Annotated in this window: 20 protein-coding genes and 1 tRNA gene; 1 reads left to right on the plus strand and 20 read right to left on the minus strand. The window is 44.3% G+C overall.

What is annotated here, in order from left to right; translation table 11 throughout:
• Window positions 1-4: 4 nt before the first annotated feature.
• From AAIR98_RS00695 to rpmG, 9 genes are all read right to left on the minus strand, one after another.
• Window positions 5-1,645 (minus strand): acyl-CoA dehydrogenase family protein, encoded by a 1,641-nt coding sequence (locus AAIR98_RS00695; RefSeq protein ID WP_423970359.1) that lies wholly within the window; start codon window positions 1,643-1,645, stop codon window positions 5-7.
• A 388-nt stretch (window positions 1,646-2,033) separates the two neighbouring features.
• The gene (locus tag AAIR98_RS00700) at window positions 2,034-2,348 is read right to left on the minus strand and encodes a hypothetical protein (protein WP_423970360.1); all 315 of its coding nucleotides are present in this window, start codon (window positions 2,346-2,348) and stop codon (window positions 2,034-2,036) included.
• Between the two features lie 46 nt (window positions 2,349-2,394).
• Window positions 2,395-3,075, minus strand: coding sequence for a 50S ribosomal protein L1 (gene rplA / locus AAIR98_RS00705; protein ID WP_423970361.1), 681 nt, complete (start codon window positions 3,073-3,075; stop codon window positions 2,395-2,397).
• Window positions 3,076-3,121: 46 nt separating this feature from the next.
• Window positions 3,122-3,526 carry a hypothetical protein gene (locus AAIR98_RS00710; RefSeq protein ID WP_423970362.1) on the minus strand — a complete coding sequence of 135 codons (405 nt, stop codon included), beginning with the start codon at window positions 3,524-3,526 and terminating at the stop codon, window positions 3,122-3,124.
• 29 nt (window positions 3,527-3,555) lie between these two features.
• On the minus strand, window positions 3,556-3,990 hold the full coding sequence (gene rplK / locus AAIR98_RS00715) for a 50S ribosomal protein L11 (RefSeq protein WP_423970363.1): 435 nt from the start codon (window positions 3,988-3,990) through the stop codon (window positions 3,556-3,558).
• 71 nt (window positions 3,991-4,061) lie between these two features.
• The gene (gene nusG, locus AAIR98_RS00720; protein ID WP_423970364.1) at window positions 4,062-4,598 is read right to left on the minus strand and encodes a transcription termination/antitermination protein NusG; all 537 of its coding nucleotides are present in this window, start codon (window positions 4,596-4,598) and stop codon (window positions 4,062-4,064) included.
• Window positions 4,599-4,600: 2 nt separating this feature from the next.
• Window positions 4,601-4,792, minus strand: coding sequence for a preprotein translocase subunit SecE (secE, locus tag AAIR98_RS00725; protein ID WP_423970365.1), 192 nt, complete (start codon window positions 4,790-4,792; stop codon window positions 4,601-4,603).
• Window positions 4,793-4,990: 198 nt separating this feature from the next.
• Window positions 4,991-5,065: transfer RNA gene (locus AAIR98_RS00730), tRNA-Trp, on the minus strand.
• A 96-nt stretch (window positions 5,066-5,161) separates the two neighbouring features.
• Window positions 5,162-5,323, minus strand: coding sequence for a 50S ribosomal protein L33 (gene rpmG / locus AAIR98_RS00735; protein WP_423970366.1), 162 nt, complete (start codon window positions 5,321-5,323; stop codon window positions 5,162-5,164).
• Window positions 5,324-5,638: 315 nt separating this feature from the next.
• On the opposite strand from rpmG, the gene AAIR98_RS00740 reads away from it, so the two are divergent.
• Window positions 5,639-6,136: a type IV pilin protein gene (locus AAIR98_RS00740; protein ID WP_423970367.1), complete on the plus strand. Its 498-nt coding sequence runs from the start codon at window positions 5,639-5,641 to the stop codon at window positions 6,134-6,136.
• 858 nt (window positions 6,137-6,994) lie between these two features.
• Here the strand turns inward: AAIR98_RS00740 and tuf are convergent.
• From tuf to AAIR98_RS00795, 11 genes are all read right to left on the minus strand, one after another.
• Complete coding sequence (tuf, locus tag AAIR98_RS00745) at window positions 6,995-8,182, minus strand: elongation factor Tu (RefSeq protein ID WP_423970368.1); 1,188 nt, start codon at window positions 8,180-8,182, stop codon at window positions 6,995-6,997.
• 11 nt (window positions 8,183-8,193) lie between these two features.
• Window positions 8,194-10,293 (minus strand): elongation factor G, encoded by a 2,100-nt coding sequence (gene fusA / locus AAIR98_RS00750; protein ID WP_423970369.1) that lies wholly within the window; start codon window positions 10,291-10,293, stop codon window positions 8,194-8,196.
• 11 nt (window positions 10,294-10,304) lie between these two features.
• Window positions 10,305-10,784, minus strand: a complete 480-nt coding sequence (gene rpsG / locus AAIR98_RS00755) for a 30S ribosomal protein S7 (protein ID WP_423970370.1) — start codon at window positions 10,782-10,784, stop codon at window positions 10,305-10,307.
• Window positions 10,785-11,043: 259 nt separating this feature from the next.
• On the minus strand, window positions 11,044-11,424 hold the full coding sequence (gene rpsL, locus AAIR98_RS00760) for a 30S ribosomal protein S12 (RefSeq protein WP_423972027.1): 381 nt from the start codon (window positions 11,422-11,424) through the stop codon (window positions 11,044-11,046).
• 171 nt (window positions 11,425-11,595) lie between these two features.
• Window positions 11,596-15,753: a DNA-directed RNA polymerase subunit beta' gene (gene rpoC / locus AAIR98_RS00765; protein ID WP_423970371.1), complete on the minus strand. Its 4,158-nt coding sequence runs from the start codon at window positions 15,751-15,753 to the stop codon at window positions 11,596-11,598.
• A 17-nt stretch (window positions 15,754-15,770) separates the two neighbouring features.
• Window positions 15,771-19,583, minus strand: coding sequence for a DNA-directed RNA polymerase subunit beta (gene rpoB / locus AAIR98_RS00770; RefSeq protein WP_423970372.1), 3,813 nt, complete (start codon window positions 19,581-19,583; stop codon window positions 15,771-15,773).
• 435 nt (window positions 19,584-20,018) lie between these two features.
• Entirely contained in the window at window positions 20,019-20,399 is a 381-nt protein-coding gene (gene rplL / locus AAIR98_RS00775; RefSeq protein ID WP_423970373.1) for a 50S ribosomal protein L7/L12, read from the minus strand.
• A 158-nt stretch (window positions 20,400-20,557) separates the two neighbouring features.
• A complete protein-coding gene (gene rplJ, locus AAIR98_RS00780) occupies window positions 20,558-21,079 on the minus strand; it encodes a 50S ribosomal protein L10 (protein WP_423970374.1) in 522 nt (173 codons plus the stop codon).
• A 289-nt stretch (window positions 21,080-21,368) separates the two neighbouring features.
• Window positions 21,369-22,163 carry an EFR1 family ferrodoxin gene (locus AAIR98_RS00785; RefSeq protein WP_423970375.1) on the minus strand — a complete coding sequence of 265 codons (795 nt, stop codon included), beginning with the start codon at window positions 22,161-22,163 and terminating at the stop codon, window positions 21,369-21,371.
• 48 nt (window positions 22,164-22,211) lie between these two features.
• On the minus strand, window positions 22,212-22,982 hold the full coding sequence (locus tag AAIR98_RS00790; RefSeq protein WP_423970376.1) for a DUF4846 domain-containing protein: 771 nt from the start codon (window positions 22,980-22,982) through the stop codon (window positions 22,212-22,214).
• A complete protein-coding gene (locus AAIR98_RS00795) occupies window positions 22,982-23,527 on the minus strand; it encodes a DUF4269 domain-containing protein (RefSeq protein ID WP_423970377.1) in 546 nt (181 codons plus the stop codon). The genes AAIR98_RS00790 and AAIR98_RS00795 overlap by 1 nt, the downstream gene beginning before the upstream one ends.
• Between the last annotated feature and the right edge of the window lie 26 nt (window positions 23,528-23,553).

The raw sequence follows: 23,553 nt of genomic DNA on the forward strand, positions 1-23,553 counted from the left end.
GTTCCTATTTTTTGAAAAGTTCTTTTAATTTGAGTGATACTGTATCACTGTCTTCAATAATACCGCGCATTTTGTCTTCTATAGCAATAAGGTTTACGTCCTGGCTCATCTGCGCCGCGTTTGCGTTGCCCGCGCCAAGTACGTATTTTAAACCTTTTGAAGCGACGTCAAAAGCCATCTCTCTCGCCAAAACACGTGACATTGTTTGTAATGTGGCAAGGTCAAAGCGGGAGCCCTCGGTAATTTTACCTTCGGCGCAGTCTTTGGCAAAGATATAGGCCACTTCGGCGTTAGAAATAAGTTCGCCAAGTTTAAATGTAACAAACTGGTGCCTCGTAAGTTTTTGCAGTCTGCATTCTTCAAGTATTCTTGCCAAGGCTTTTAAACCTAAGGCTACGCTGTCCGCGCCTACATTAGGGTTTTTGGCGTGGGCGGCGTCCATTTCTGCAGCCATGTTTATGTAATACTGGCCGCGGCTTTTTAAATGTTCCTGCCAGCGCCCGCGGTAAATGGTCATTTCCATAACTTCGCTGGTGCCCTCATAAATGCAGGTAATTTTAACGTCCCTTTTTATTTTTTCTACGGAAAATTCTTTAGTATAGCCAAAGCCGCCAAGCGCCTGTATGGCGTGCTCGGCCGCGTTGTTGCCCTCTTCGGTAGCGTAGTATTTTGCTATCGCGCCCTCTGTAGCAAGGCCGTGGTTGTTAACGTCTAACTGTTTGGCAACCCAGTCAATGTAAGACCTTACGGCTTCAAAGCGGATATAGTGCGGCGTAATAAACTTGAGCATATAGCCTTGTTTATCAACCAGCGGGCTGCCCGCCTGCACACGCTGCTGGGCATACTGAACGGCTGTTTCTACAGCTTCTTCGCCCGCGCCTAAACCGAAAGCGGCCACCATCAAACGGGTGTAGCCGAATACGGCCTGCGCCTGTAATAACCCTTGGCCTTCTTTAAGACCGATAAGGTTTTCGACAGGTACAAAAACTTCGTCAAAGGAAAGGCCTGTTGTGTTTGACAGCCTGATGCCGTGCTTATCTTCGTGCGCGTCCTGGGTAAAACCGGGTGCGCCCTTCTCCATAATAAACCATGACGGGCCGCCGGGGGCTATGGCTAAAACTGTGTAAATATCGGCCACGCCGCCATTAGAAATCCACATTTTGCTGCCTGTGATTTTATAGCCTTTAAGTACGCCGTTTTCTACAACGTGTTCGGCGCGGGTGCGGAGCGACACAAGGTCACTGCCGGCGTCGGCCTCTGTGGCGCCGTACGCTACTAAAAGTTGTTCGCTGGCTATTTTGCCAAACCATTTGGCCTTTTGTTCCTGGGTGCCGCCAACGTTAAGCGGGTCAGAACCTAAAAATGTAGCGAATACAGATGTGCCTATGCCAAGATCAATCCTGGCAAGTTCTTCACAAATTCTGTAAATGTCTGTTGTGCTGCCTGCAAGGCCGCCGTATTCTATGGGGATTAAAAGAAGATGAACGCCCAAAACATTGGGGTCGTACATGTCTTTAATAAGACTGAGGGGGATTTCATTTTTCTCGTCGTGTTCTCTAAGGAAGTTGAACGAAATATTATTTTTGGCGTATTGTCTTAAGCTGTCCAGCATTAAGTTACGTGTGGTAACGTCTATTTTTGCCATATATATCTCCGGTTTAGTATAAGCTTTATACAAGCGGCTGCGTAGCGGGCTTGCTAGCCCTGCGCGCAGGCAACACTTGTGATTTTAAGCTTATAAATATTTTATCATTTTAGGAGGTATTGATATATGTTTTAGGTTAAGCTAACTTTTGGGGATATGCTGAAATAGCGCGGTATTAATATATACAAACTTAGCTGAAAATTTACTTGGTCCCCTCACGCTCGTACCTCGCTGAGGGAACGGCACTTTATTTTATAACGGCATTTATAACCCTACCCCCGCTTTGCGGGTACTCCCCTTTTGATAAAGGGGAGAAAATATAACGGCATTAATTAATTGCGCCCGTCTTCGCTCCGCTACTACGCGGCAAAGCTCGTACCTCGCTTCATTAAATCCCTCCCGGCTGCGCCGTACTCCCTTTACAAAAGGGAGAAAACGGCTGTTTGTCAATACCTTGCCCTAACATGTACTTTTCTTGCTGTTTTGTTTTTGGGTTTAATAAAAAAGTTGTCATGTTGAGGAGCGGCTTCAAAGCCGCGACGTAAACATCTACCGCTTGGGTTGTTACGCTTTGCGTGGCAAAGGCAACATTAGCGCAGTTAAATTGCATTTTCTTATTACCAATTACTAACACACTTTTTGTTCCCCAGTAGAACCTTTTTTGAACACCCCCGCAAGGCCGGTCATTTTCAACGGTATACAAAAAAGCCCCGCCATTAGGCGGGGCTTTTAGTTTGCAAAAGAGTTACTTATATTTTGTTGGAGTCTACGCGTACGCCGGGGCCCATGGTTGAGCTGACGCTTACGCTTTTAACATACTGGCCTTTTGCAGTTGCGGGTTTAATTCTGAGGATTGTATCCATAACGGCTTTGATATTAGCGGCTAATTTATCCGCGTCAAAGCTTGTTTTGCCTACGATTGTGTGAACTATACCATACGCGTCTGCTTTAAATTCAATTCTGCCTGCTTTTAATTCTTTAATAGCTGTGGCAAGATCAAATGTAACAGTACCGCTTTTGGGGTTAGGCATTAAGCCGCGGGGGCCAAGCACCTTTGCCGCTTTGGAAAGGTCTTTCATTGTGTCGGGTGTTGAAAGAAGTACGTCAAAGTTAATTTTACCTGCCATAACTTCTTCAATAATATCGTCACCGCCTACAATGTCCGCGCCGGCGTCTTGGGCTTCTTTAGCTTTTTCACCTTTGGCTACTACGGCGATTCTTTTGGTTTTGCCTGTGCCGTTAGGTAAAACTACCGTGCTTCTAACCTGCTGGTCTGCTTTTTTGGTATCGACGCCTAAGGCAACGTGAAGTTCAACTGTTTCGTCAAACTTAGCTTTTGCGTTGTCTTTAACTATAGCTACCGCTTCAGGCAGTAAATACTGTTTTTTAACGTCTACATTTTTTCTTGCTGCTTCAATTCTTTTTCCCATACTGTCTCCTTATTAAAGGTCCTAACGCGGGGACAACCCCGCTGCCTCACTGTTTTACTGTTCTTAATTTTTGCCAGAACGTTTTTTTTGTGATAGGGTAAATAACCTTTTCATCATTATAATTTACTTCTGTACACAACCATGCGTAGTCCATCTTTGGCATATTAGGAGAATGTCTGTTGAATTTAATATCAAAACAACCAAATTTCTTATCTTTTTGGTATGAATATTTTTCTGTATGAATAAAATACCGATTAACGGACCAATCATCAGAAAAACTGTTATAAAATTTTATATTCAATTCAATACTTGAGTCAATTAATAAAATACTTTTAAAAACTGACATTTGTTTTTCCGTAACATTTTCTTTATTGTAATTATACTCTTTGGCATTCAAACCAAAAGAGGAAAACATACTAAAAAACAATATTCCAAGAAAAACTTTTCTCATAAAAGCCTCCGACAATCTTGCTTTCGTTTCTAACCTGCGATATCTACACCCATGCTGCGGGCTGTGCCTTTTACCATTTCAGCTGCTTGCTTGATGTCTTTTGTGTTTAAATCGGGCAGTTTTTCCGCGGCGATTTCTTCACACTGCTTTTGGGTAAGTTTGCCCACTTTATCTTTATGGGGTGTACCGGAACCCTTGGCGGCGCCAAGCTTTTTAACAATTAATACAGCCATAGGCGGCATTTTTGTGATGAAGGAGAAAGTTCTGTCTTCATAAACTGAGATGACTACAGGAATCTTAATCCCTTTTTCTAATTTTGCGGTTTTAGCATTAAACTGTTTGCAGAACTCCATGATGTTAACGCCGTGCTGGCCCAAAGCGGGACCGACCGGGGGTGCCGGGTTAGCTGACCCTGCGCCAATTTGCAGTTTAATATAACCTTTTATTTTCTTCTCTTTTGCCATACTATTTAACTACTCCTTGAGTTTACTTCTTTTGTAAGCCGGCTTAAAATGTTAAACCGGGTTACATCAAATTAGTTTATTTTTTCTACCTGTAAGAAATCTACTTCTACAGGGGTGGAACGGTCAAAAACGTTAACCATAACTTTAAGCTTTGTCTTCTGGTTGTTAACTTCCTGCACAACGCCGATAAAATGTTTAAACGGACCCTCTGTAATGCGCACGCTTTCGTTGGTTTCAAACTCAATAACGTGTTTAGGTCTGCCATCGCCGGGCTGGGTAAGCTCTAAAATACCCGCAATTTCTTCCTCAGGCAAAGCAACCGGGTTAGGGTCGCCAAGAAAGCCTGTTACGCCGGAAATATTGCGTATAAACCAGTAGGCTTCGCTCGTCATGTCCATTTCAACTAAAACATAGCTGGGGAAAAACTTTCTTTTTCTCTGGATTTTTTTGTTTTGTTTTACTTCCACCACGTCTTCGGTAGGAACCAAAACCTGTAAAATCCTGTCGTTAAAACCTTGCACTTCAGCCTGAAGTAAAATTTTTTCTTTTACTCTGTCTTCGTGCCCTGTTTGGGTGTGTACTATGTACCAAGCTTTATTTTCAGACATGGTTAAGCTCCTCTGCCCAAAATATAACCTATAACTTTAGAAAGGCCAAAATCTATAGCGCCCACATAAGCGGAAGCGATTGCCACCACTATAAAAACTAATATTGTGGATTGTATAACTTCCTGCCTGCTAAGCCATTTAGACTTTTTAAGTTCGCCGTAGGCTTCGTGGAAAAATTTTATTATTTTATTCATTATTTTTCTCTCTATTACTGAGTTTACATCAAATTATTTAGATTAGAAACGCGGATACACAAACCCGCGGATTTTCACAGGAGTTTGAGTTTATTTTTCATTTTCTTCGTTGTTCGGTATATTTACGAAGTAACACGCGAAGCGCGGACATATCCGAACATAAGAAAAAATGGAAAATAAGCCAAAATCCGAAGAAAATGGCAGGAGCGGAAGGACTCGAACCTTCAGTCCTGGTTTTGGAGACCAGTGGTTTACCAGTTAACCGACGCTCCCATAAATCTTTAAGCGTTTTTTATGCTCTCGCATAAAAATGCCGCAGACTCTAAATCTAAATTGTCAAAAAACAATACTGCTAAAACTTAAAACCAATTAGTTGGCTTTGCCTTCTTTATGCTTGGTTGATTTACCGCAGGCTTTGCAAAATTTGTTCATTTCAAGTTTAAAATCTTTCTTTTTGCCGCGGGCATAGTAATAGTTTTTATTTTTGCATTCTGTGCATGAGAGCACGATTGTAAGTCTTTCATTAGCCATATTTTGTTCCTCTTAAGTATCCGTACGATTGGACATTATAGTTAGTGCGGCTTAGCCGACACTTATGCTTAACATAGAATAAACGCCCTTGAGGGCATCATTTCCCGTCGGGGAATCTGTCCTCTAGAAGCATTTGCAAGCGGCTGCATATTCCGCTTATAGATATTATAACAAAAAAGCGCTCTTTCTGCTGGCGTTTTAATGTTGCATAATCTACTATTTATATATTTTAGTATTTATAGTCCTTTTATACAAGCCGCTAGACACCCCGTCACAAAAAAAGTATCATTAATAATTATATATTAAGGAGTTTATATGAAAAAAGGTTTTACATTAATTGAATTGTTGGTAGTAGTATTAATTATAGGCATTTTGGCCGCCATTGCGCTGCCGCAATATACAAAAGCGGTGGAAAAGTCCCGCGCGGCGGAGGCTATGACAACATTAAAGGCATTACAAACAGCAGGCCTGGCCTGCAGGCTGGCCAACAGCGAGTCTTCATGTTGGTATGATGATTTAGACATAGAATTACCTAATGTTGACACGTCCGATGGCGGCGGGGAGCTTTTGATTACAAAGAATTTTGAATACTCTTTGGATGAAGGCGGGGCGGAAAATGCTTACGCGTGGCGTGTTAACAGCGCGTATGACTATCACATCCAATTTTTTGGCCCCAACTACACTAATGACACAACAAAAAACAACAAACGTTTTTGTACCGCAATCAACGACAAGGGCAAACAGCTTTGCGCGGCTATCGGCGGCAAAAACCCCACAGCAAGCGGTGACAGAACAGAATATGAACTAAATTAGTATATTTGCAACAAAAAGCCCGCACAATTGTGCGGGCTTTTTGTTGTATCTAACAAGTGCCGTTCCCTCAGGGCTGCAGGCCCGTGAGGGGCTCAAGCTTAATTACAAGCATGGGGTTTTAATATCTTCAATTCCTCCTAGCTTTGGCTTGTGACCCTCACGTTCATACTTCGCTGAGGTAACTGCCTATATTGTATTAATAAAAGCACAGTAAGTATTTTAACAACAAAAAGAGCATTCTATTCGGAACGCTCTTTTATTTTTTCATTCTTTGGGGCCACGATATTTTTATCTGCTTATGTTTTATGTCGTTATTAGTGCTGTTATAGAAGTGAATTTCACAGGGGTTTGAGTGGCTTTTTGACTTTTCCGGTTTCAGCACACTTGGTGCGGGAACACGGTGCGTGTGTTGAAACCGGAAAAGTCAAAAAGACGCCAAAAGCCGAAGAAATTTTATTCCGATTATTGAAACCCTAGCGAACAAAGGGAGCGGCACATTGGATACGCGAAGCGAAAAAAGAGTTGTTTACAAACAAAAAAGCCCCGCCGGATGGCGGGGCTTTTTTGTTGCTAAATTACCAGGGGCCCCGAAGATTTGAGATTAGTTTACGTTTTTATTTTTTGGGCACACTTGCGCGAGGAGCCCAAAGGGCGGACGGGGTGTGGTCAAAAAATAAAAACGTAAAATAACTCAAAGATTTGGGGATTGATTGATAAAAAAGGCCGCCCAACTGGACGGCCGTATTAATAAGATGATTTTGAAACAGTTATTTTAGCAAAGCTAAAATATTCAAAATCTTTTTTACAAAGTAAAAAAAGAGCGTTCCTAACGGAACGCTCTTTTATTTTTTCAATCTTTTACGCTATTACTTTGGTTACTACGCCTGCGCCTACTGTTCTGCCACCCTCACGGATTGCGAACCTTAAGCCTTCTTCCATAGCTACAGGAGTAATAAGCTTTACTTCTATTTCAGCGTTATCACCAGGCATTATCATGTCGCCGCTAAATGCAAGCTCGCCCGTTACGTCCGTCGTTCTAAAATAGAACTGCGGTTTGTAACCAGGTGTTAACGGCGTATGTCTGCCGCCTTCATCTTTCTTCAAGATATAGACCTGCCCTTTAAACTGCGTGTGCGGTTTGATTGATTTAGGAGCAGCTAATACCTGCCCTCTTTCTATCTGGTTCTTTTCAACACCTCTAAGCAACACACCTACGTTGTCGCCCGCTTCACCCTGGTCAAGCAGTTTGCGGAACATTTCTATACCCGTAGCTACTGTGTTCATTGTGTCTCTAAAACCTATTATCTCTATCGTATCGCCTACTTTTACGACACCTCTCTCAATTCTGCCTGTGGCTACTGTGCCGCGGCCTGTGATGGAGAACACGTCTTCCACTGCCATAAGGAACGGTTTGTCCGTTTCTCTCTTAGGCTCAGGGATCCATGTGTCCAACGCGTCTAAAAGTCTTTTAATTGAAGGTTCACCAATTTCGCTGCTGTCGCCCTCAATGGCTTTAAGAGCTGAACCTTTTACCACCGGCGTATTGTCACCGTCAAATTCATATTTGCTTAAAAGTTCGCGTACTTCCATTTCTACGAGGTCTAATAAATCAGCGTCCGCTAAATCTACTTTGTTTAAGAACACTACCAGCTTAGGTACGTTTACCTGCTTGGCTAACAATACGTGCTCTCTCGTCTGAGGCATAGGACCGTCTTGCGCTGATACTACTAATATCGCGCCGTCCATCTGCGCCGCGCCCGTGATCATGTTCTTAATATAGTCTGCGTGACCCGGACAGTCAATGTGCGCGTAGTGTCTTTTGTCTGATTCGTACTCAACGTGTGATACCGCTACCGTTACGATCTTTGACGCGTCTCTTACTACACCGCCTTTGGCGATATCAGCGTAACCCATCTCTTTTGCTTTGCCTTCTTTTGCTAATACCTTCGTTAACGCTGTCGTTAATGTCGTTTTACCGTGGTCAACGTGTCCAATTGTGCCTACGTTTACGTGTGGCTTCGTTCTTACAAATTTTTCCTTTGCCATATTATAATCTCCTAAGCTTTTACAGCTTCTGTTTTCTTCTCAATAATTGTTTTTGCTACGTTAGCAGGAACTTCAGCGTAGTGGCTGGGTTCCATCGTAAAGCTGGCTCTGCCTTGTGAAAGTGAGCGTACTGTTGTAGCGTAACCGAACATTTCAGATAAAGGCACTTCCGCTCTTACAAAGCGGACGTTGGTTCTCATACCCATTTCGCCTATCTGTGCGCGTCTTGCGCTTAAATCACCTATGATATCGCCAAGGTTGGCTTCCGGGGCGACAACTTCTACTTTCATGATAGGTTCTAAGATAACAGCGCCGGCCTTCTTGGCGCCTTCTTTTAAACACATGGAAGCGGCGATTTTAAACGCCATTTCTGAAGAGTCAACTTCATGGAAAGAGCCGTCTATTACGGCTACTTTAATATCAACCAGCGGGTACCCGGCCAGAGCGCCTGTATCTGTGGCTTCTTTGGCGCCTTTTTCAATGGCGGGAATGTATTCTTTAGGAATACGGCCCTGTGTGATTTCGTTGATAAACTCAAAACCTTTACCTTTTTCGTTAGGTTCAAGTCTAAGCACTACGTGGCCATACTGACCGCGGCCGCCGGACTGCCTGACGTATTTGGTTTCGTTTTCAACTGTTCTGGTTATAGTTTCTCTGTAAGCAACCTGCGGTTTGCCCACGTTAGCCTGTACGTTGAACTCTCTCTTCATACGGTCAACAATGATGTCCAAGTGAAGTTCACCCATACCTGAAATAATGGTTTGGTTGGTTTCTTCATCCGTTTTAATACGGAATGTCTGGTCTTCTTCGGCTAACCTTGATAAGGCGTTGCCCATTTTTTCTTCGTCATCTTTAGACTTAGGCTCAACAGCAATTTGAATAACAGGCTCAGGGAATGTAAGACTTTCCAGCATGATTGGATTATCGGGTGAGCAAATTGTCTGCCCCACCTGAGCGTTTTTTAAAGCTACTGTGGCGGCGATTTCGCCGGCTTCAAGATATTTAACCTCTTCACGTTTGTCCGCGTGCATACGCATGATGCGGCCCACGCGTTCCGTGGCGTTTTTGCCCGGGAAGTAAATTGTGTCACCCGCGCTCAATGTGCCTGAGTAAATGCGGAAGAATGATAATTTACCAACGTAAGGGTCTGTCTGAATTTTGAAAAGCAGCGCACTGAAAGGCTCTGTCTTTACAAGTTTTCTTTCAATAGCTTCACCTGTATCGGGGTTTGTGCCTTTGACAGCAGGCAAATCGTTAGGTGAGGGCAGGTAATATGTAACCGCGTCTAAAAGCGGCTGCACACCTTTGTTCTTGTAAGAAGAACCGCATGTAACAGGGAAAAACTTACCCGTTAATGTGCCTTTTCTTATGGCGGCTCTTATTTCTTCAACGGTAAAGTTGGTTTCACCGTTTAAATAGCGTTCCATAAGAGCTTCGTCAAAATCAGCTATTTTTTCAATAAGTTCTGTTCTGAGCGCTTCGCATTCGTCTTTAATATCCGAGGGAATTTCATGTTCCGCAAAAGGGGCGCCCGTATGGTCGCCTTCCCATATTAAAGCTTTCATAGTAATAAGGTCAACCACGCCTTTAAACTGGTCTTCCGCGCCGATAGGGTACTGAATAGGGGCAGCGTTAGCACCAAGCTTTTCTCTTATAGACATATAAGATTTTTCAAAGCTGGCGCCGATTCTGTCCATCTTGTTAATATAAGCAATTCTGGGAACATGGTATTTGTCAGCCTGACGCCAAACTGTTTCAGACTGGGGTTCCACGCCCTGCACGCCGTCAAAACATGTGATGGCGCCGTCTAAAACGCGAAGTGAACGTTCAACCTCGGCCGTGAAGTCCACGTGGCCGGGGGTGTCAATAATGTTAAGCTGGCAGTCTTTCCAAACGCAGAAAATAGCGGAAGCGGTAATTGTAATACCTCTTTCTCTTTCCTGTTCCATCCAGTCGGTTACGGACGCGCCGTCGTGCGTTTCACCGATTTTGTGGGTTTTACCTGTGTAATACAGAATACGTTCGGATGTGGTGGTTTTACCCGCGTCAATGTGAGCGATAATACCGATGTTTCTAATCTTCTCTACTGGGTATGTTTTAAAATCAGCCATTTAATTATCCCTTACCATTTAAAGTGGGCAAAAGCTCTGTTAGCTTCAGCCATTCTATGAGTGTCTTCTCTTTTCTTAAAAGCGGCGCCTTCTTTTTTAGAACCTAAGATGATTTCTTCGGCAAGCTTTTCAGCCATAGGGCGGCCTTTGCGTGAGCGGGCCGCGTCAAGCAGCCAGCACATGGCAAGAGAGGTGCTTCTTACTGTTTTTACTTCAACCGGTACCTGGTAGGTAGCGCCGCCGACTCTTCTTGCTTTAAGCTCGAGTAAAGGGCGCACTGTTTCGATACAGCGGTTAAACACTGTCATAGCATCTTCTTTGGTTTTTTCAGCGATAATATCCATGCTGTCGGAAACTATTCTTTCAGCTGTCGCTTTTTTACCTTCAAAGTTAATTTTATTTACAAACCTGGCCACCAAAACTGAACCATATTTATAGTCAGCTTCCGGTGCCGGTCTTCTGTCTCTGGGTCTCAAACCTTTTCTAGGCATTTTATTCTCCTGCCCTCTGGGTGAAGTTTTTGTCAGCGGCGTTGCCGCTTTAACTAGTTAAGGACATATAATGTCCGACTCAAACCAACTCCTTTAGGCTTAAATTATTCTCGCTTCGCGTCCTGCGTAACTCGCGGCCTGCGGCCGCTTGGCTAAATTAAACATTTAGTTTTTTACGCCATGGAGCGATAGTCTATTAAATTATTATTCAATTAGCGTCGCATACGTCATGTCATGTAACGCAGACTGTTAAATTATTTTATTTAGCAGCTTTGGGCCTTTTCACACCGTAGAGTGAGCGGCCTTGTTTTCTGTTTTCTACGCCGGAAGCGTCAAGCGCGCCGCGTATGATGTGATATCTTACACCCGGCAAGTCTTTTACACGACCGCCGCGGACCAGCACAATGCTGTGTTCCTGTAAGTTGTGGCCGACGCCGGGAATATAGGCTGTGACTTCAACTTTAGATGTTAATTTAACACGAGCAACTTTTCTTAAAGCAGAGTTAGGCTTTTTAGGTGTTGTCGTATAGACACGAGTACAGACGCCGCGCCTCTGAGGGCATGACATAAGAGCAGGTGACTTTGTTTTGGTTCTGTTAGCCGTTCTGCCCTGTCTGATTAATTGGTTTACTGTAGGCATTACTTTATTTTCTCCTGGTGGAGCGGTTACAACCGCCCCGGTATAATACACGGGTGAACGCTTAACATCCCCGCCCACGCGCATTATTTATGCGCCCCCATTTACCGCGGGGCTACACAAAAATCTGTATTTTTCCGGCTGCCGTACTTGCATACGGCAGCCGGGGTTAATTTATTTCTTTTTATTTACGTCAAACTCTTTTGCAAATTCCCTTGCGGAAATACCGGTACCGGCGGGTATTAAATGACCGACGATAACGTTTTCTTTAAGACCTTGCAAGGTGTCTACCTGGCCTGTTATGGCCGCGTCCGTAAGAACTTTTGTTGTTTCCTGGAAGGACGCCGCGGAGATAAAGGAGTCTGAAGCCAATGACGCTTTGCTGATACCTAAAAGTATCGGCTCGCCTATAGAGGCTCTTTTACCGTTAGCTTCCGCTTTCGCGTTTTCTTTCTGGAATGTGCTGCGGCTGACAATTTCGCCTTTTAACAGGCCTGTGTCGCCGGCGTCAACTATTCTTAGGTTACCAAGCATTTGGCGGACTATAACTTCAATGTGTCTGTCGTTAATAGTAACGCCCTGCAAGCGGTAAACTTCCTGAATTGCGTTAAGCAAAAATTCTTGTACTTCTTTAATACCTTTAACACGCAGTACGTCGTGCGGGTCAATGGCGCCGTCTGTAAGAGCTTCGCCTACGCCCACGTGGTCGCCTTCATAAACAACCAAATGTTTACCTTGCGGTACGGCGTATTGTTTAACCTGGCCGGTTTCTTCGCTTCTGACAACGATTTCAACCAAACCTTTAGGCGATGTTTCGAGGCTGACTACACCCGCGAACTCTGACATAATGGCCGCGTTTCTGGGTTTGCGCGCTTCGAAAAGCTCCGCGATTCTGGGCAGACCGCCCGTGATGTCCTTGGTACCGCCGGTGGCTCTGGCAATTTTTGCCAAAATATCACCCGCTAGGACTTCTTCCCCTGATTCCGCCAATAAGATTGTATCTATAGGCAACGGTAAGCTGAGCTTCTTTCCGCCTTTAGCTTCAATAACAATGCGGGGGTTCTTTTTACCCATGCGGCTGGCTATAATTTTGCGCTCAATAACGCCTGTAACTTTGTTGCGTTCTTCCTGCAGGGTAATACCTTCGGACACGTCCGTAAGTCTTACCGTACCGTCTGTTTCTGACAGCACAGGTATTGAGTGCGGATCCCATTCCGCCATTAAAGCGCCTTTTTCTACTGTGGCTTTATCAGCAACAAGCAGGTTGGCGCCGTACTGGATTCTGTATTCTTTTATTGTACCATTTGTGGCTTCTACAAAGATAGAGCCGTTTCTGGAAATACAAATTTTATTATCCATGCGGTTGGTAATAACTTTAATATCTTTAAACGTTACTTTACCTGCTATTTCAGACACGGCCTGTGAGCGGCTGAGCACACGTGAGGCCGTACCACCAATGTGGAAGGTTCTGAGTGTAAGCTGCGTACCAGGTTCACCAATTGACTGGGCGGCTATAATACCAACTGAATCGCCCACGCTTGACATGGTGCCTGTGGCAAGGCTGATACCGTAACATTTTGCGCAAACGCCGGTTTTGGCTTCGCAGGTAAGAACTGAACGGATGCGTACGCTTTGTACGCCGTACTTCTTAACCTGTTTGCTTTGCTCAAGTGAGATAATGTCGCCTTCTTTAATAATGACTTTATCTTCTTCGGAGCCGTCGGCTTTTTTAGCTTTTACTATAACGTCTTCTAAGCTGGCGCGGCCTAAAATTCTTTCTTCAATAGGCTCTACTATTTCTTCGCCGCTCATAAGTGACGTTACTACGATGCCGTTGGTTGTGCCGCAGTCAGCCTGTGTAACAACCAGGTTGTGACCAACGTCAACAAGACGTCTGGTTAAATAACCGGCGTCGGCTGTTTTCAAAGCGGTATCGGAAAGACCTTTACGTCCGCCGTGAGTGGAAATAAAGTATTCCAGCACAGACAAACCTTCTCTAAAGTTAGCTGTAATGGGGGATTCGATAATTTCGCCCTGGCCGCCTGTAAGTTTCTTCTGCGGCTTAGCCATAAGACCGCGCATACCGGCCAACTGTCTGACCTGCTGCCTGGAACCTCTGGCGCCGGAATCTGCCATTAAGAACACTGAGTTGAACTTTTGACCTTCACCGCTGTAGGCGGCTTCTTCAAACTTTTTCATCTCTTTAAACTGTTCTACGGCGACGTCGTCCGTAACGCGGGTCCAGATGTCGATAACTTTATTGTATCTTTCACCTTCGGTAATGATACCGGCTTCGGCCTGGGCTTGAATTTCTTTAATTCTCTTTTTGGCGGAATCAATATATTTCTGTTTGATTTCCGGCACGATCATGTCCGCTATAGATATAGAAAGACCTGAGCGTGTGGCGTAGTTATAGCCAAGCTTCATTATTCTGTCCAAAAGCTGCACGGCTTCGTATCTGCCGTACTTTTTGCTCTTGTAACATTCGTCAACTATACCGGCAAGTTCCTTTTTACCAACAGGTGTGTTGATATAAGGCCAGCCTTCGGGCAGGTTGCTGTTAAAAATAATTTTGCCCACTGTTGTGTAATCTTTCCATTTATTAACGTCAAGCGCTTCTTTATCGGAAAGACCGGCTTCTTTAATTTCGTTAAGGCCGCGTACTTTAATTCTGGCATGTAAAGAAACTCTGTTATAGGCGTAAGCCATTAAAGCTTCGTCTTTGCTGCCAAATACAGCGCCCTCACCTTTGTCATTAAGTTTGACTTTGGTTAAGAAGCTGATACCCATAACAATGTCATGGGACGGCGCCGCTATAGGGCGGCCGGACGCGGGTGATAAAATATTGTTTGTGGCTAACATCAGCGTACGCGCTTCAAGCTGCGCTTCAAGAGACAGCGGAACGTGAACAGCCATCTGGTCACCGTCGAAGTCAGCGTTAAACGCGGCGCATGTTAACGGGTGCAGCTGTATAGCTTTACCTTCAATTAACACCGGTTCAAACGCCTGAATACCAAGCCTGTGCAGCGTTGGCGCGCGGTTTAACATTACCGGATGATGTTTGGTAACGGTTTCTAAAATGTCCCAAATTTCCGGTCTGACACGTTCTAACATTTTTTTAGCGGCTTTAAGGGTAACACCCTCTTTTTTCATAAGTTCGCCGATAATAAAAGGTTTGAAAAGTTCCAAAGCCATAAGCTTGGGCAAACCGCACTGGTGCAGTTTTAAGCTGGGGCCTACTACGATAACTGAACGGCCGGAGTAGTCCACACGTTTACCAAGCAAGTTTTGGCGGAAGCGGCCATGCTTACCCTTAATAACGTCTGAAAGGGATTTAAGCGGCCTGCCGCCGGCACCGATAAAGAACTTGCCTCTGGCGCCGTTTTCAATTAAAGCGTCCACGGCTTCTTGAAGAAGTCTCTTTTCGTTATAAATCATAACCTCAGGCGCTCTTAAGGATTCAATATGCTTAAGGCGGTTGTTGCGGTTAATGATTCTTCTGTATAAATCGTTAAGGTCAGAAGCGGCGAATCTGCCGCCGTCAAGCGGTACTAAAGGCCTTAAATCCGGCGGAATAACGGGAAGTACTGATAAAATCATCCACTCCGGTCTGTTGCCGCTGGCTTTAAATTCTTCCATCGTTTTAATACGGCGGATTAATTTTGTGCGTTCAAGCTCGCTCTGTGTTTCGCGCAGGTCTTCATGAAGCTGCGGGATTTCTTTGTCAAAATCTATAGAAGAGAGCAATGTTTTGATAGCCGGCGCGCCGATATCAACTTTAAGCCTGGCGCCGTGCTTTTTGCGCGCTTCGCGCACTTGCACGTCGTTAAGAAGTTCGCCTTTTTTAAAGTCTGTGCGGCCTGTAACGGAGTCTACGCAGTCTTCAATAACAACGTAGCTGGCGTAGTAAACCACTCTTTCAAGATCGGTCGTTCTCATGTCAAGCATGATGCCGATTCTTGACGGGTTTTTGCGCAGGAACCAAACGTGCGCCACGGGTACCGCAAGTTCCAGGTGGCCCATGCGTTCGCGTCTTACTTTGGCTTCTGTAATTTCAACGCCGCAGCGGTCGCACTGCATGCCTTTGTATTTTACCCAGCGGTATTTACCGCAAGAACATTCATAGTCCTTAGTAGGGCCGAAAATACGTTCGCAGAATAAACCGTCTCTTTCCGGTTTAAGTGTGCGGTAGTTGATGGTTTCGGGCTTTTTAACTTCGCCGTGGGACCATGCCATGATTTGCTCAGGGCTGGCTATACCAAGTTTAATAGCGTCAAAGTCAAAGAAGTTAAGATCGTCCAGTCTTTTTGTTTTTTTGTTTTTATCTGACATTTAAATTCTCCGTTAACCTAGTTGTCCTTACTTTCATCGATAATTTCGGCGGCGTGGGCTGCTACTGTCATTTCTTCCACTTCCTGCTCTTTGTTATCTTTCAGCAGTTCAACACTGAGGCCTAATGCCTGAAGTTCCTTTACTAATACTTTAAAGGATTCCGGCACGCCGGGCTGTTGCGGCGCTTCGCCGCGGACAATGGATTCATACATTTTGGTTCTGCCGGCAAAGTCGTCAGACTTTACTGTTAAGAACTCTTGCAATGTATATGTAGCGCCATAACCTTCAATGGCCCATACTTCCATTTCACCAAATCTCTGTCCGCCAAACTGCGCTTTACCGCCCAAGGGCTGCCTTGTGATTAAGCTGTACGGCCCAGTGGAACGGGCGTGAACCTTATCTTCTACCAAGTGAATAAGCTTCATGATATACATGTAGCCGATGGTAACCTTTTCATCAAAAGGTAAACCTGTTCTGCCGTCGTATAATGTAATACGGCAGTAGTCGTCCGGCAAATGATGTTCCGGTACGCCTTTGGCAATAAGCGCCTTTTTGGCTTTTCTTACTTCTTCTTTAACTGTTTCTTCTATAGGACCGTCGAATACAGGGGTGGCGGCGTTATAATTTAAGTTCTTAGCTGCCCAGCCCAGCATTGTTTCAAACAACTGGCCTACGTTCATACGAGAAGGAATACCCAAAGGTGAAAGCACAATGTCAAGCGGTGTGCCATCCGGCATAAAGGGCATGTCTTCTTCAGGGAGAATCTTTGCCACAACACCTTTGTTACCGTGGCGGCCGGACAATTTGTCGCCCACCATCAGTTTGCGCTTGCTGGCGATAAATACTTTTACGGATTTGTTAACCGTAACCGCCAACTCGTCACCTTGTCTGGAGAATTCCATTTCTCTTTCAAAATCTTCTAAAACTTTCTTTTCAAGCTTTTTGTAGAAAGTGTTAACTCTGTCTTCTTCTTTCTTGCGGTCAGCTTCTTTAGAGAAGGTTTCTTTGGCGCTTTCAAGAGCAAGCTTGCGCTGTTCTTTAATAGCGTCCAAATTAGCGTTTTTGTCGTCTTCCAGGGCTTTAATTCTGGCTTTTTCTTCGGCTTTGGTAAGTTTTTCTTTTCTTACAAAAACTCTTGTGCCTATGATTTTGCCGCTGGTGCCCGGGGGTACGCGCAGTGAAGCGTCCACCACGTCGTCAGCTTTCTTGCCGAAGATTACTTTAAGCAGTCTTTCTTCAGGCGTAAGCTGCTGTTCGCCCTTAGGCGTAACTTTACCTACTAAAATGTCACCCGGTTCCACAACGGTTGAAGGTATAACTATACCGTCAATGTCTAGGTGTGACAGGGCTTCCGCGCCTATGTTGGGGATGTCTCTTGTTATTTCTTCAGCGCCAAGCTTTGTGTTTCTGGCGTCTACGCTGAATTCATGCAAGTGGATAGAGGTAAAAACGTCTTCTTTAACCAGCTTGTGTGAAACTAAGATAGCGTCCTCGTAGTTATAACCTTCCCAGCTCATAAAACCTACTAAAAGGTTTTTACCAAGAGCCAGGTGTCCGTCCTGCATGGCGGGGCCGTCTGCAAGTATAGCGCCTTTTTTAACCGTGTCGCCTGTTTTAACTAAGGGTCTCTGGTTAATACAGGTGTCTTGGTTGGAGCGTTTATACTTAATAAGTTCATAAAAATCTAACGGGCCGTTTTCAGGTTCTATAGCGACCATGTCGGCGGACGCGAACACTACTTTACCGCCGCGCTGGGCTGTAAGTGTAGCGCCTGAGTCACGCGCGACTTCATGCTCAATACCCGTGCCTACTAACGGGGCATCAGTTAAGAGCAGCGGTACGCCCTGGCGTTGCATGTTACAACCCATGAGCGCGCGGTTGGCGTCGTCGTGTTCTAAGAACGGTATTAAAGCGGCTGATACGCTGATAACCTGTAAGGGTGAAACGTCCATATAGTCAACCTCTGTAGGGGCGACGATAGGATAGTCACTTCTTACACGGCAATACACCATATCTGTATTAATTTTGCCGCCGTCTGTAAGCGGTGTGTTGGACTGGGCGACCATAAGATCGTCTTCCTGGTCCGCTGTTAAATACTCAAAATTGTCCGTTACTTTAGAGTTGTTAACCTTTCTGTACGGTGTTTCAATAAGACCGTACTGGTTAACCTTAGAGTAACAAGCCAAAGAGGTAATAAGACCGATGTTCGGACCTTCAGGCGTCTCAATAGGGCAAACGCGGCCGTAATGTGTGTGGTGAACGTCGCGCACTTCAAAGCCGGCTCTCTTTCTGTTAAGACCGCCGGGGCCTAAGGCAGAAAGTCTGCGTTTGTGCGTAAGTTCTGATAACGGGTTAATTTGGTCCATGAACTGTGAAAGCTGTGACGTACCAAAGAACTTCCTTATAATAGCCTGTACGGGCTGGGCGTTTACCAAGGCGCGCGGTGTATGAGAGGTTAACTCTTTATTCATTCTGTCGCGTACCGTTTTGGCCATTTGGGAAAGACCAACTCTTATCTGGTTTTCCAAAAGTTCGCCGATGCCTCTTACACGTCTGTTACCTAAGTGGTCGATATCGTCTGTCTTGAAAATAAGTTCGTCGCCGTACATTTTCTGCGCGTCTTCGCCGGCGTTAAGGGCTAAAAGGTATTTAACCGTAACTATAATGTCTTCCGGGGATAATGTTCTGCGTTTGTCTGTAGGTGTGGCGAATTTTTTAAATTTAAGGTTGCCGATAATATCAAAAAGGGCCTCAAATTTTTTGTTGATTTTGTAACGGCCTACGTAGCTGAGGTCGTAACGTCTGATATTGTCAAAAATCAGGTTGTCTAAGAATGTTTCAGCCTGGTCTTTTACAACGAAATCCTGTCCGCGCATTTTTTTGTAAATGTCCGCCTGGGCTTCTTTAGCGGTTCTTATTGTGTCTTTGCGGTTCTCAAGCGTAGCCAAAATAGCCGGGTCGTCCTGTCTGGGGTTGCCGGAAATGACTTTAATTTTTTTAATTTTGCGTTCCACCATTTCTTTGAACACTTTGTCGTCCACCGGTATGGCGGCCTTGTCGTCAAGGTTCCAAAGAACTTCGCCTGTCGTTGCGTCAACGATATCGTCCGCGGCGTAGCGGCCCACTACATTGTCAATTTCAGCAGGTTTGATGTCGACATCTTCACAATTGTAGAAGGCTTGTATAATTTGCGCGTTGGTTTCTAAACCGCAGGCGCGTAAAAATGTGGTAGCTAAAACTTTTTTCTTGCGGTCAATACGTACCCAAAGGGCGTTCATAAGGTCGAAAGAAAATTCGATCCAGGCGCCTCTGTAAGGTATGATTCTGGCTACATAAAGTTTTTTACCTAAAGTAGACTGCTTTTTTTCTTCGTCTTCTTCAAAAATAATACCCGGGGAGCGGTGTAACTGGCTGACTACCACGCGTTCCGCGCCGTTAAAGACAAAGCAGCCGGCGTCTGTCATTAAAGGAAGGTCGCAAAGCGTAACGTCCTGCTCTGAGGCTTCTTTAAGTTTGCCGTCTCTTTTTTTAACAGAAAGTCTGAGTACCGCTTTTAACGGGGCGCTGTAGGTGCCGTCACGTACAATTGCTTGCTGCGGTGTTGTGTAGCGGGGCGGGCAGAGTTCGTACTTAACGAAGTCAAGTTTCATGCTGCCGTCCGGCGCTTCTATGGGGAATACGTCTTCAAACGCTGCCTGAAGACCTTTAAGATCCCTTTTGGTTGGCGCAGTGTCTAACTGTAAAAAGTCTACGAAAGACTGCTTCTGCATTTCCAACAAATCAGGTAATTGTAGCTTGGAAGAAATTTTACCAAAGTTTAATTGTCTCATTTACACTTTTCCTGGAATGTTTAAGGTTTAACAGCTTATCATTACACCCGCTGAGGGTAAAGATAAATTGTTAAACCCGCTACCTTTTAAACTCAAATATTTAATTTTATGTCCCAAAGGTTTTATTTGGCGCGCTTCGCGTGAAGTTTGTGTCAGGAACTTTGTTCCTTTAACATGTTAAGCGGCGTAACCGCGAAACAAGCTTTGTGCGAAATGCTTTAATATTGCGTTCGTGTAAATTTACTTTAAAAACTGCTGTTTCTTTCAGACGGTAGTCCGCCCGGTAAATTTAATACGAAAAGCTTTTAATTTATTTATGTGAAATTAACGGGAATTATTCCCGATATTCACAACTATTTTCAAGATACTGCTATTTTTTGCTTATTAATCCCGCCCCGCATAACGGGGCGGGAAAAACTAAACAGAGATGAACTCTTATTTAAGTGTTACTACGCCACCGACTTCAGCTATTTTCTTTTTCATTTCTTCAGCTTCGGCTTTGGCAACGTTTTCTTTGATTACTTTAGGAGCGCCATCGACTAAGTCTTTAGCTTCTTTAAGACCTAAGCCTGTGATTTCGCGGACAACTTTAATTACGGCGATTTTTTTGTCTGCGGCTGCGCTTGTGAGCTCAACGTTAAATTCTGACTTTTCTTCAGCGGCTGCGGCTGCGGGTGCAGCGGCGGCTACGGCTACTGCGGGAGCAGCGGCTTTTACGCCAAATTTGTCTTCTACGGCTTTAACGAGTTCGGAAAGTTCCAGAACTGTCATACCGGCTATTGCTTCAAGTATTTCTGCTTGTGATAATTTTGCCATTGTATTTATTTCCTTTTATTTTTAGGGTAGCTGCCTTCTGCCTAAGCCGAGCTCAGGCCCGTACATTTATCTCCTAAGAGACTACCACCGCACTTGGCGGGTTTGAGACTGCTTACATTGCCTGCGCACACGGCGTTAAAGCCGGTGCGCAAAACAACTTAATTCTTAGAGTCCTCAACGGCTTTAAGAACATAAGCAAGATCCCTGATGGGAGCTTGTAAGACTTGTGCGGACTGGGCAACCGCGCTGTAAAGCGCGCCGGCAAGTTTAGACAAGTTATCTTCTTTGCTGCCAATGGTAGCAAGTTGCTGAACTTGTGCTTCATTATACCAGACCCCGTCACTAAAACAAGCCCTAAGCTTTAAAGCACCAAACTTTTTGGAGAAATCAACCATAGTTTTTGCCACGGCCGCGATATCGCCGCCAATAGCAATTGCCGTAGGGCCTTTGAAAAGCTTTTCATCGGCACCTTCAATTGCAGCCTGTCTTACGGCATGGTCAACTATAGCGTTGCGTTCCACACGGAATTTTGCGCCCGTGGGGATTAACTGCGCTCTAAGTTCAGCCATGTCTACGAATTTGAGGCCCTGGTAGGCCGCAAAAAATAAGACGCCTGCATCTTTGATTTCTTTAGATAAGTTTTGTGACTTTTCTACTTTTTGTTGTTTTGTCAGGTTCATTGTTTACCTAATTAACACCGCTTTTTTATCTTTTTTTGTCTGTTTTTTACAGAAAAGAAAAGACAGCGCAAGCTTACCCCACGCTTTGTTTCTCGCCGTAAGGTGCTTGTGCAGTGCTAAAATCTGTTTAAAAAATTCTTATATATTATATCAATTTGGGCTGTCAATTACAAGTTAATCTTATAACGTTTTATCCACAGCTTTTTCTTATAAATATTGTACCATAAATTGGTTAGATTAACAATACAAACATAAAAAAACACCGCTTAAGGCTAAGCGGTGTTTTTTGTTATTTTTTAGGTTCTTTAAATATATATCTGCCCCTGGTGCTGCCGCGGCCTATCCAGTCAAACTGGGTTATCGCGCGTTTTGGGCAAAGGTTAAAACAGCGCCCGCATTGCTGGCAGCCATCGTGCCAAACGGGGCGGCCGTTTTCCATAGTAATGGCGCCCACAGGGCACTCTTTGGCGCAAAGGCCGCAAGATATGCACTCGTCCGACACCTTAAAATACTTCCAAAACTTAGGCACCCAGTACTTTCTAAAGAACTTGTACATGATTCTATAGTGCAGTTTAAGGTAAAACGGCGTTTTAAAGCTGCGCATGTTGGACTTGCCGTTAATAATGTCCAAAGCCAGGCGGCAAACGGTGCGGTCCGCTATTGTAATAAGCCTTTTGGCGGTTTCGGGCGGGGTTTCGGGCGTGAACATTGTATAGCTGCTTGGCATGAGGATTGTGGTGGCGTTGGTAATATTGTACTTTTTGCGCCACAATATTTTTTTAGCCTTAGATAAGGCCCAGCCTACGTGAAGTTTGTTAGCGAATGTTGTAAATACGCAGACTTTTTTGTTCCTAAGTCTTGGCATACCCTCAAGCCACTTTTGCACCGCCACCGGCATACCAAAGCCATAAATAGGGTAACAGAATATAAATGTGCTGTAACTGTCCAGTTTGGCATAATCATACCCTAAAATCTTATCCAAATCGGCCTGCTGGCCTTGTTTGATAAGATTGGAATGTAAAACTTCCGCCATGTGTTTAGTATTACCACTGCCGGAAAAGTATAATATTATGTATTTTTCCATATTTACATTTTAGCTTTTTTAGATTATATTTGGGAGAGTTTGGCCAGCCTAAAATCTCCTTAAGTCTGCCGGCTGAAATACCCATTCAGGGGTTACTATTGTTTTACCATTAAGATCGTACCACGGGCTTAGTTTTACGTTCATGGGGTTAAAAAGAACCTGCGTTTCCTGCGCGGGCATGTAGCTTTGCGCAAGCATGTAAACTTTTTTGCCTTCTTTATTTTGCGCCATATCCACAACTATTACCGCGTGGCCGAACGGGCGGCCCTTTTGTATAAAAACGTCGCCTATCTTCATATCGTTAATATCTTTTACCGGGCGCAGCTGGTTAAGCAATGACGCCGTGTTGGCGTACGCAAAAACATAGTCCATATATTTACGAAAGTTTTTGTAAGACGTGTCGCCTTTGGCGTAATCTTTAAAATATCTTGGTTTGCCGTCTGATACAAAGTTAAACTTAATATCGTTTATTTTATTCTCTGCAAACTGGTATTCACCGTACAGGCGCATAACAGCATCGGCGCATTGCTGCAGGTCTTTGGGGGAAATTTCCATATCTACTACGGCGACGTAGGTGCTGAGGTTGGGTTTTGTTTTACCGTTAAAATATTTTACAAGCGCACCGTCTTTCTTTAGCGGTAAGTTACGCAGATACGCGGCAAAGCTGTTTTGCGATTCGGCCGTGCGCGTGAAGCCCGCGGGCGGGGCGAAGCGTGTTGCTATTGTATTGCCTTTTGTGTCCGTAAGGCCGCTGCCGTTTTCGGCGTTGCAGGCGAAGCAGATAAATACGCAAAATATAATTGATAATAGTTTCTTCATTATAACTCCAAAAATTTTTTAAGTTCGGCGTCTGTCATTTTTTGCAGCTCAAGTAAATCTGTATATGGGTTCACTAAATTTAAAAGCTTGCCAAAAGCGGGTTCTGTTTTAATGCCGTTAATTTTTAATTTTATTATTTCTTTTTTAAAATCTTGGCCTTTTAAATTTAAAATTCTGCCCTCAATAAGCATGTGCAGGTAGGCGTTTTGTTTTTGCGGGGGAATATTTTGAGCGTAAATTTCAAATATAAAATTTTCAAATTCAAAACCACATACGTAATGGTTTTCAAAAATATTTTCTTTAAATTTTTTCTTGCCGCCGTAAAGCTTATTTATTAATTTAGAAAATTTCGCGTAGTCAGCCGCGCGGCAAATAATATCAATGTCGCTGCCCGGGATATTAATATCTATTGGTATTGTGCCCGCAACCAGCGGCTCGTGCACCGCTAAATCTTGCAAAATGCCAAGGCTAACTATCGCGGCATGCGCCGCTTGTTGTACCGGGGTACCGTCAGCTAAATATTTAATATCTGAGAATACTGTCATGCTACACCTATTATACTTTTATATAA

Source organism: Elusimicrobium simillimum, from assembly GCF_049639735.1.
Taxonomy (GTDB): domain Bacteria; phylum Elusimicrobiota; class Elusimicrobia; order Elusimicrobiales; family Elusimicrobiaceae; genus Elusimicrobium; species Elusimicrobium simillimum.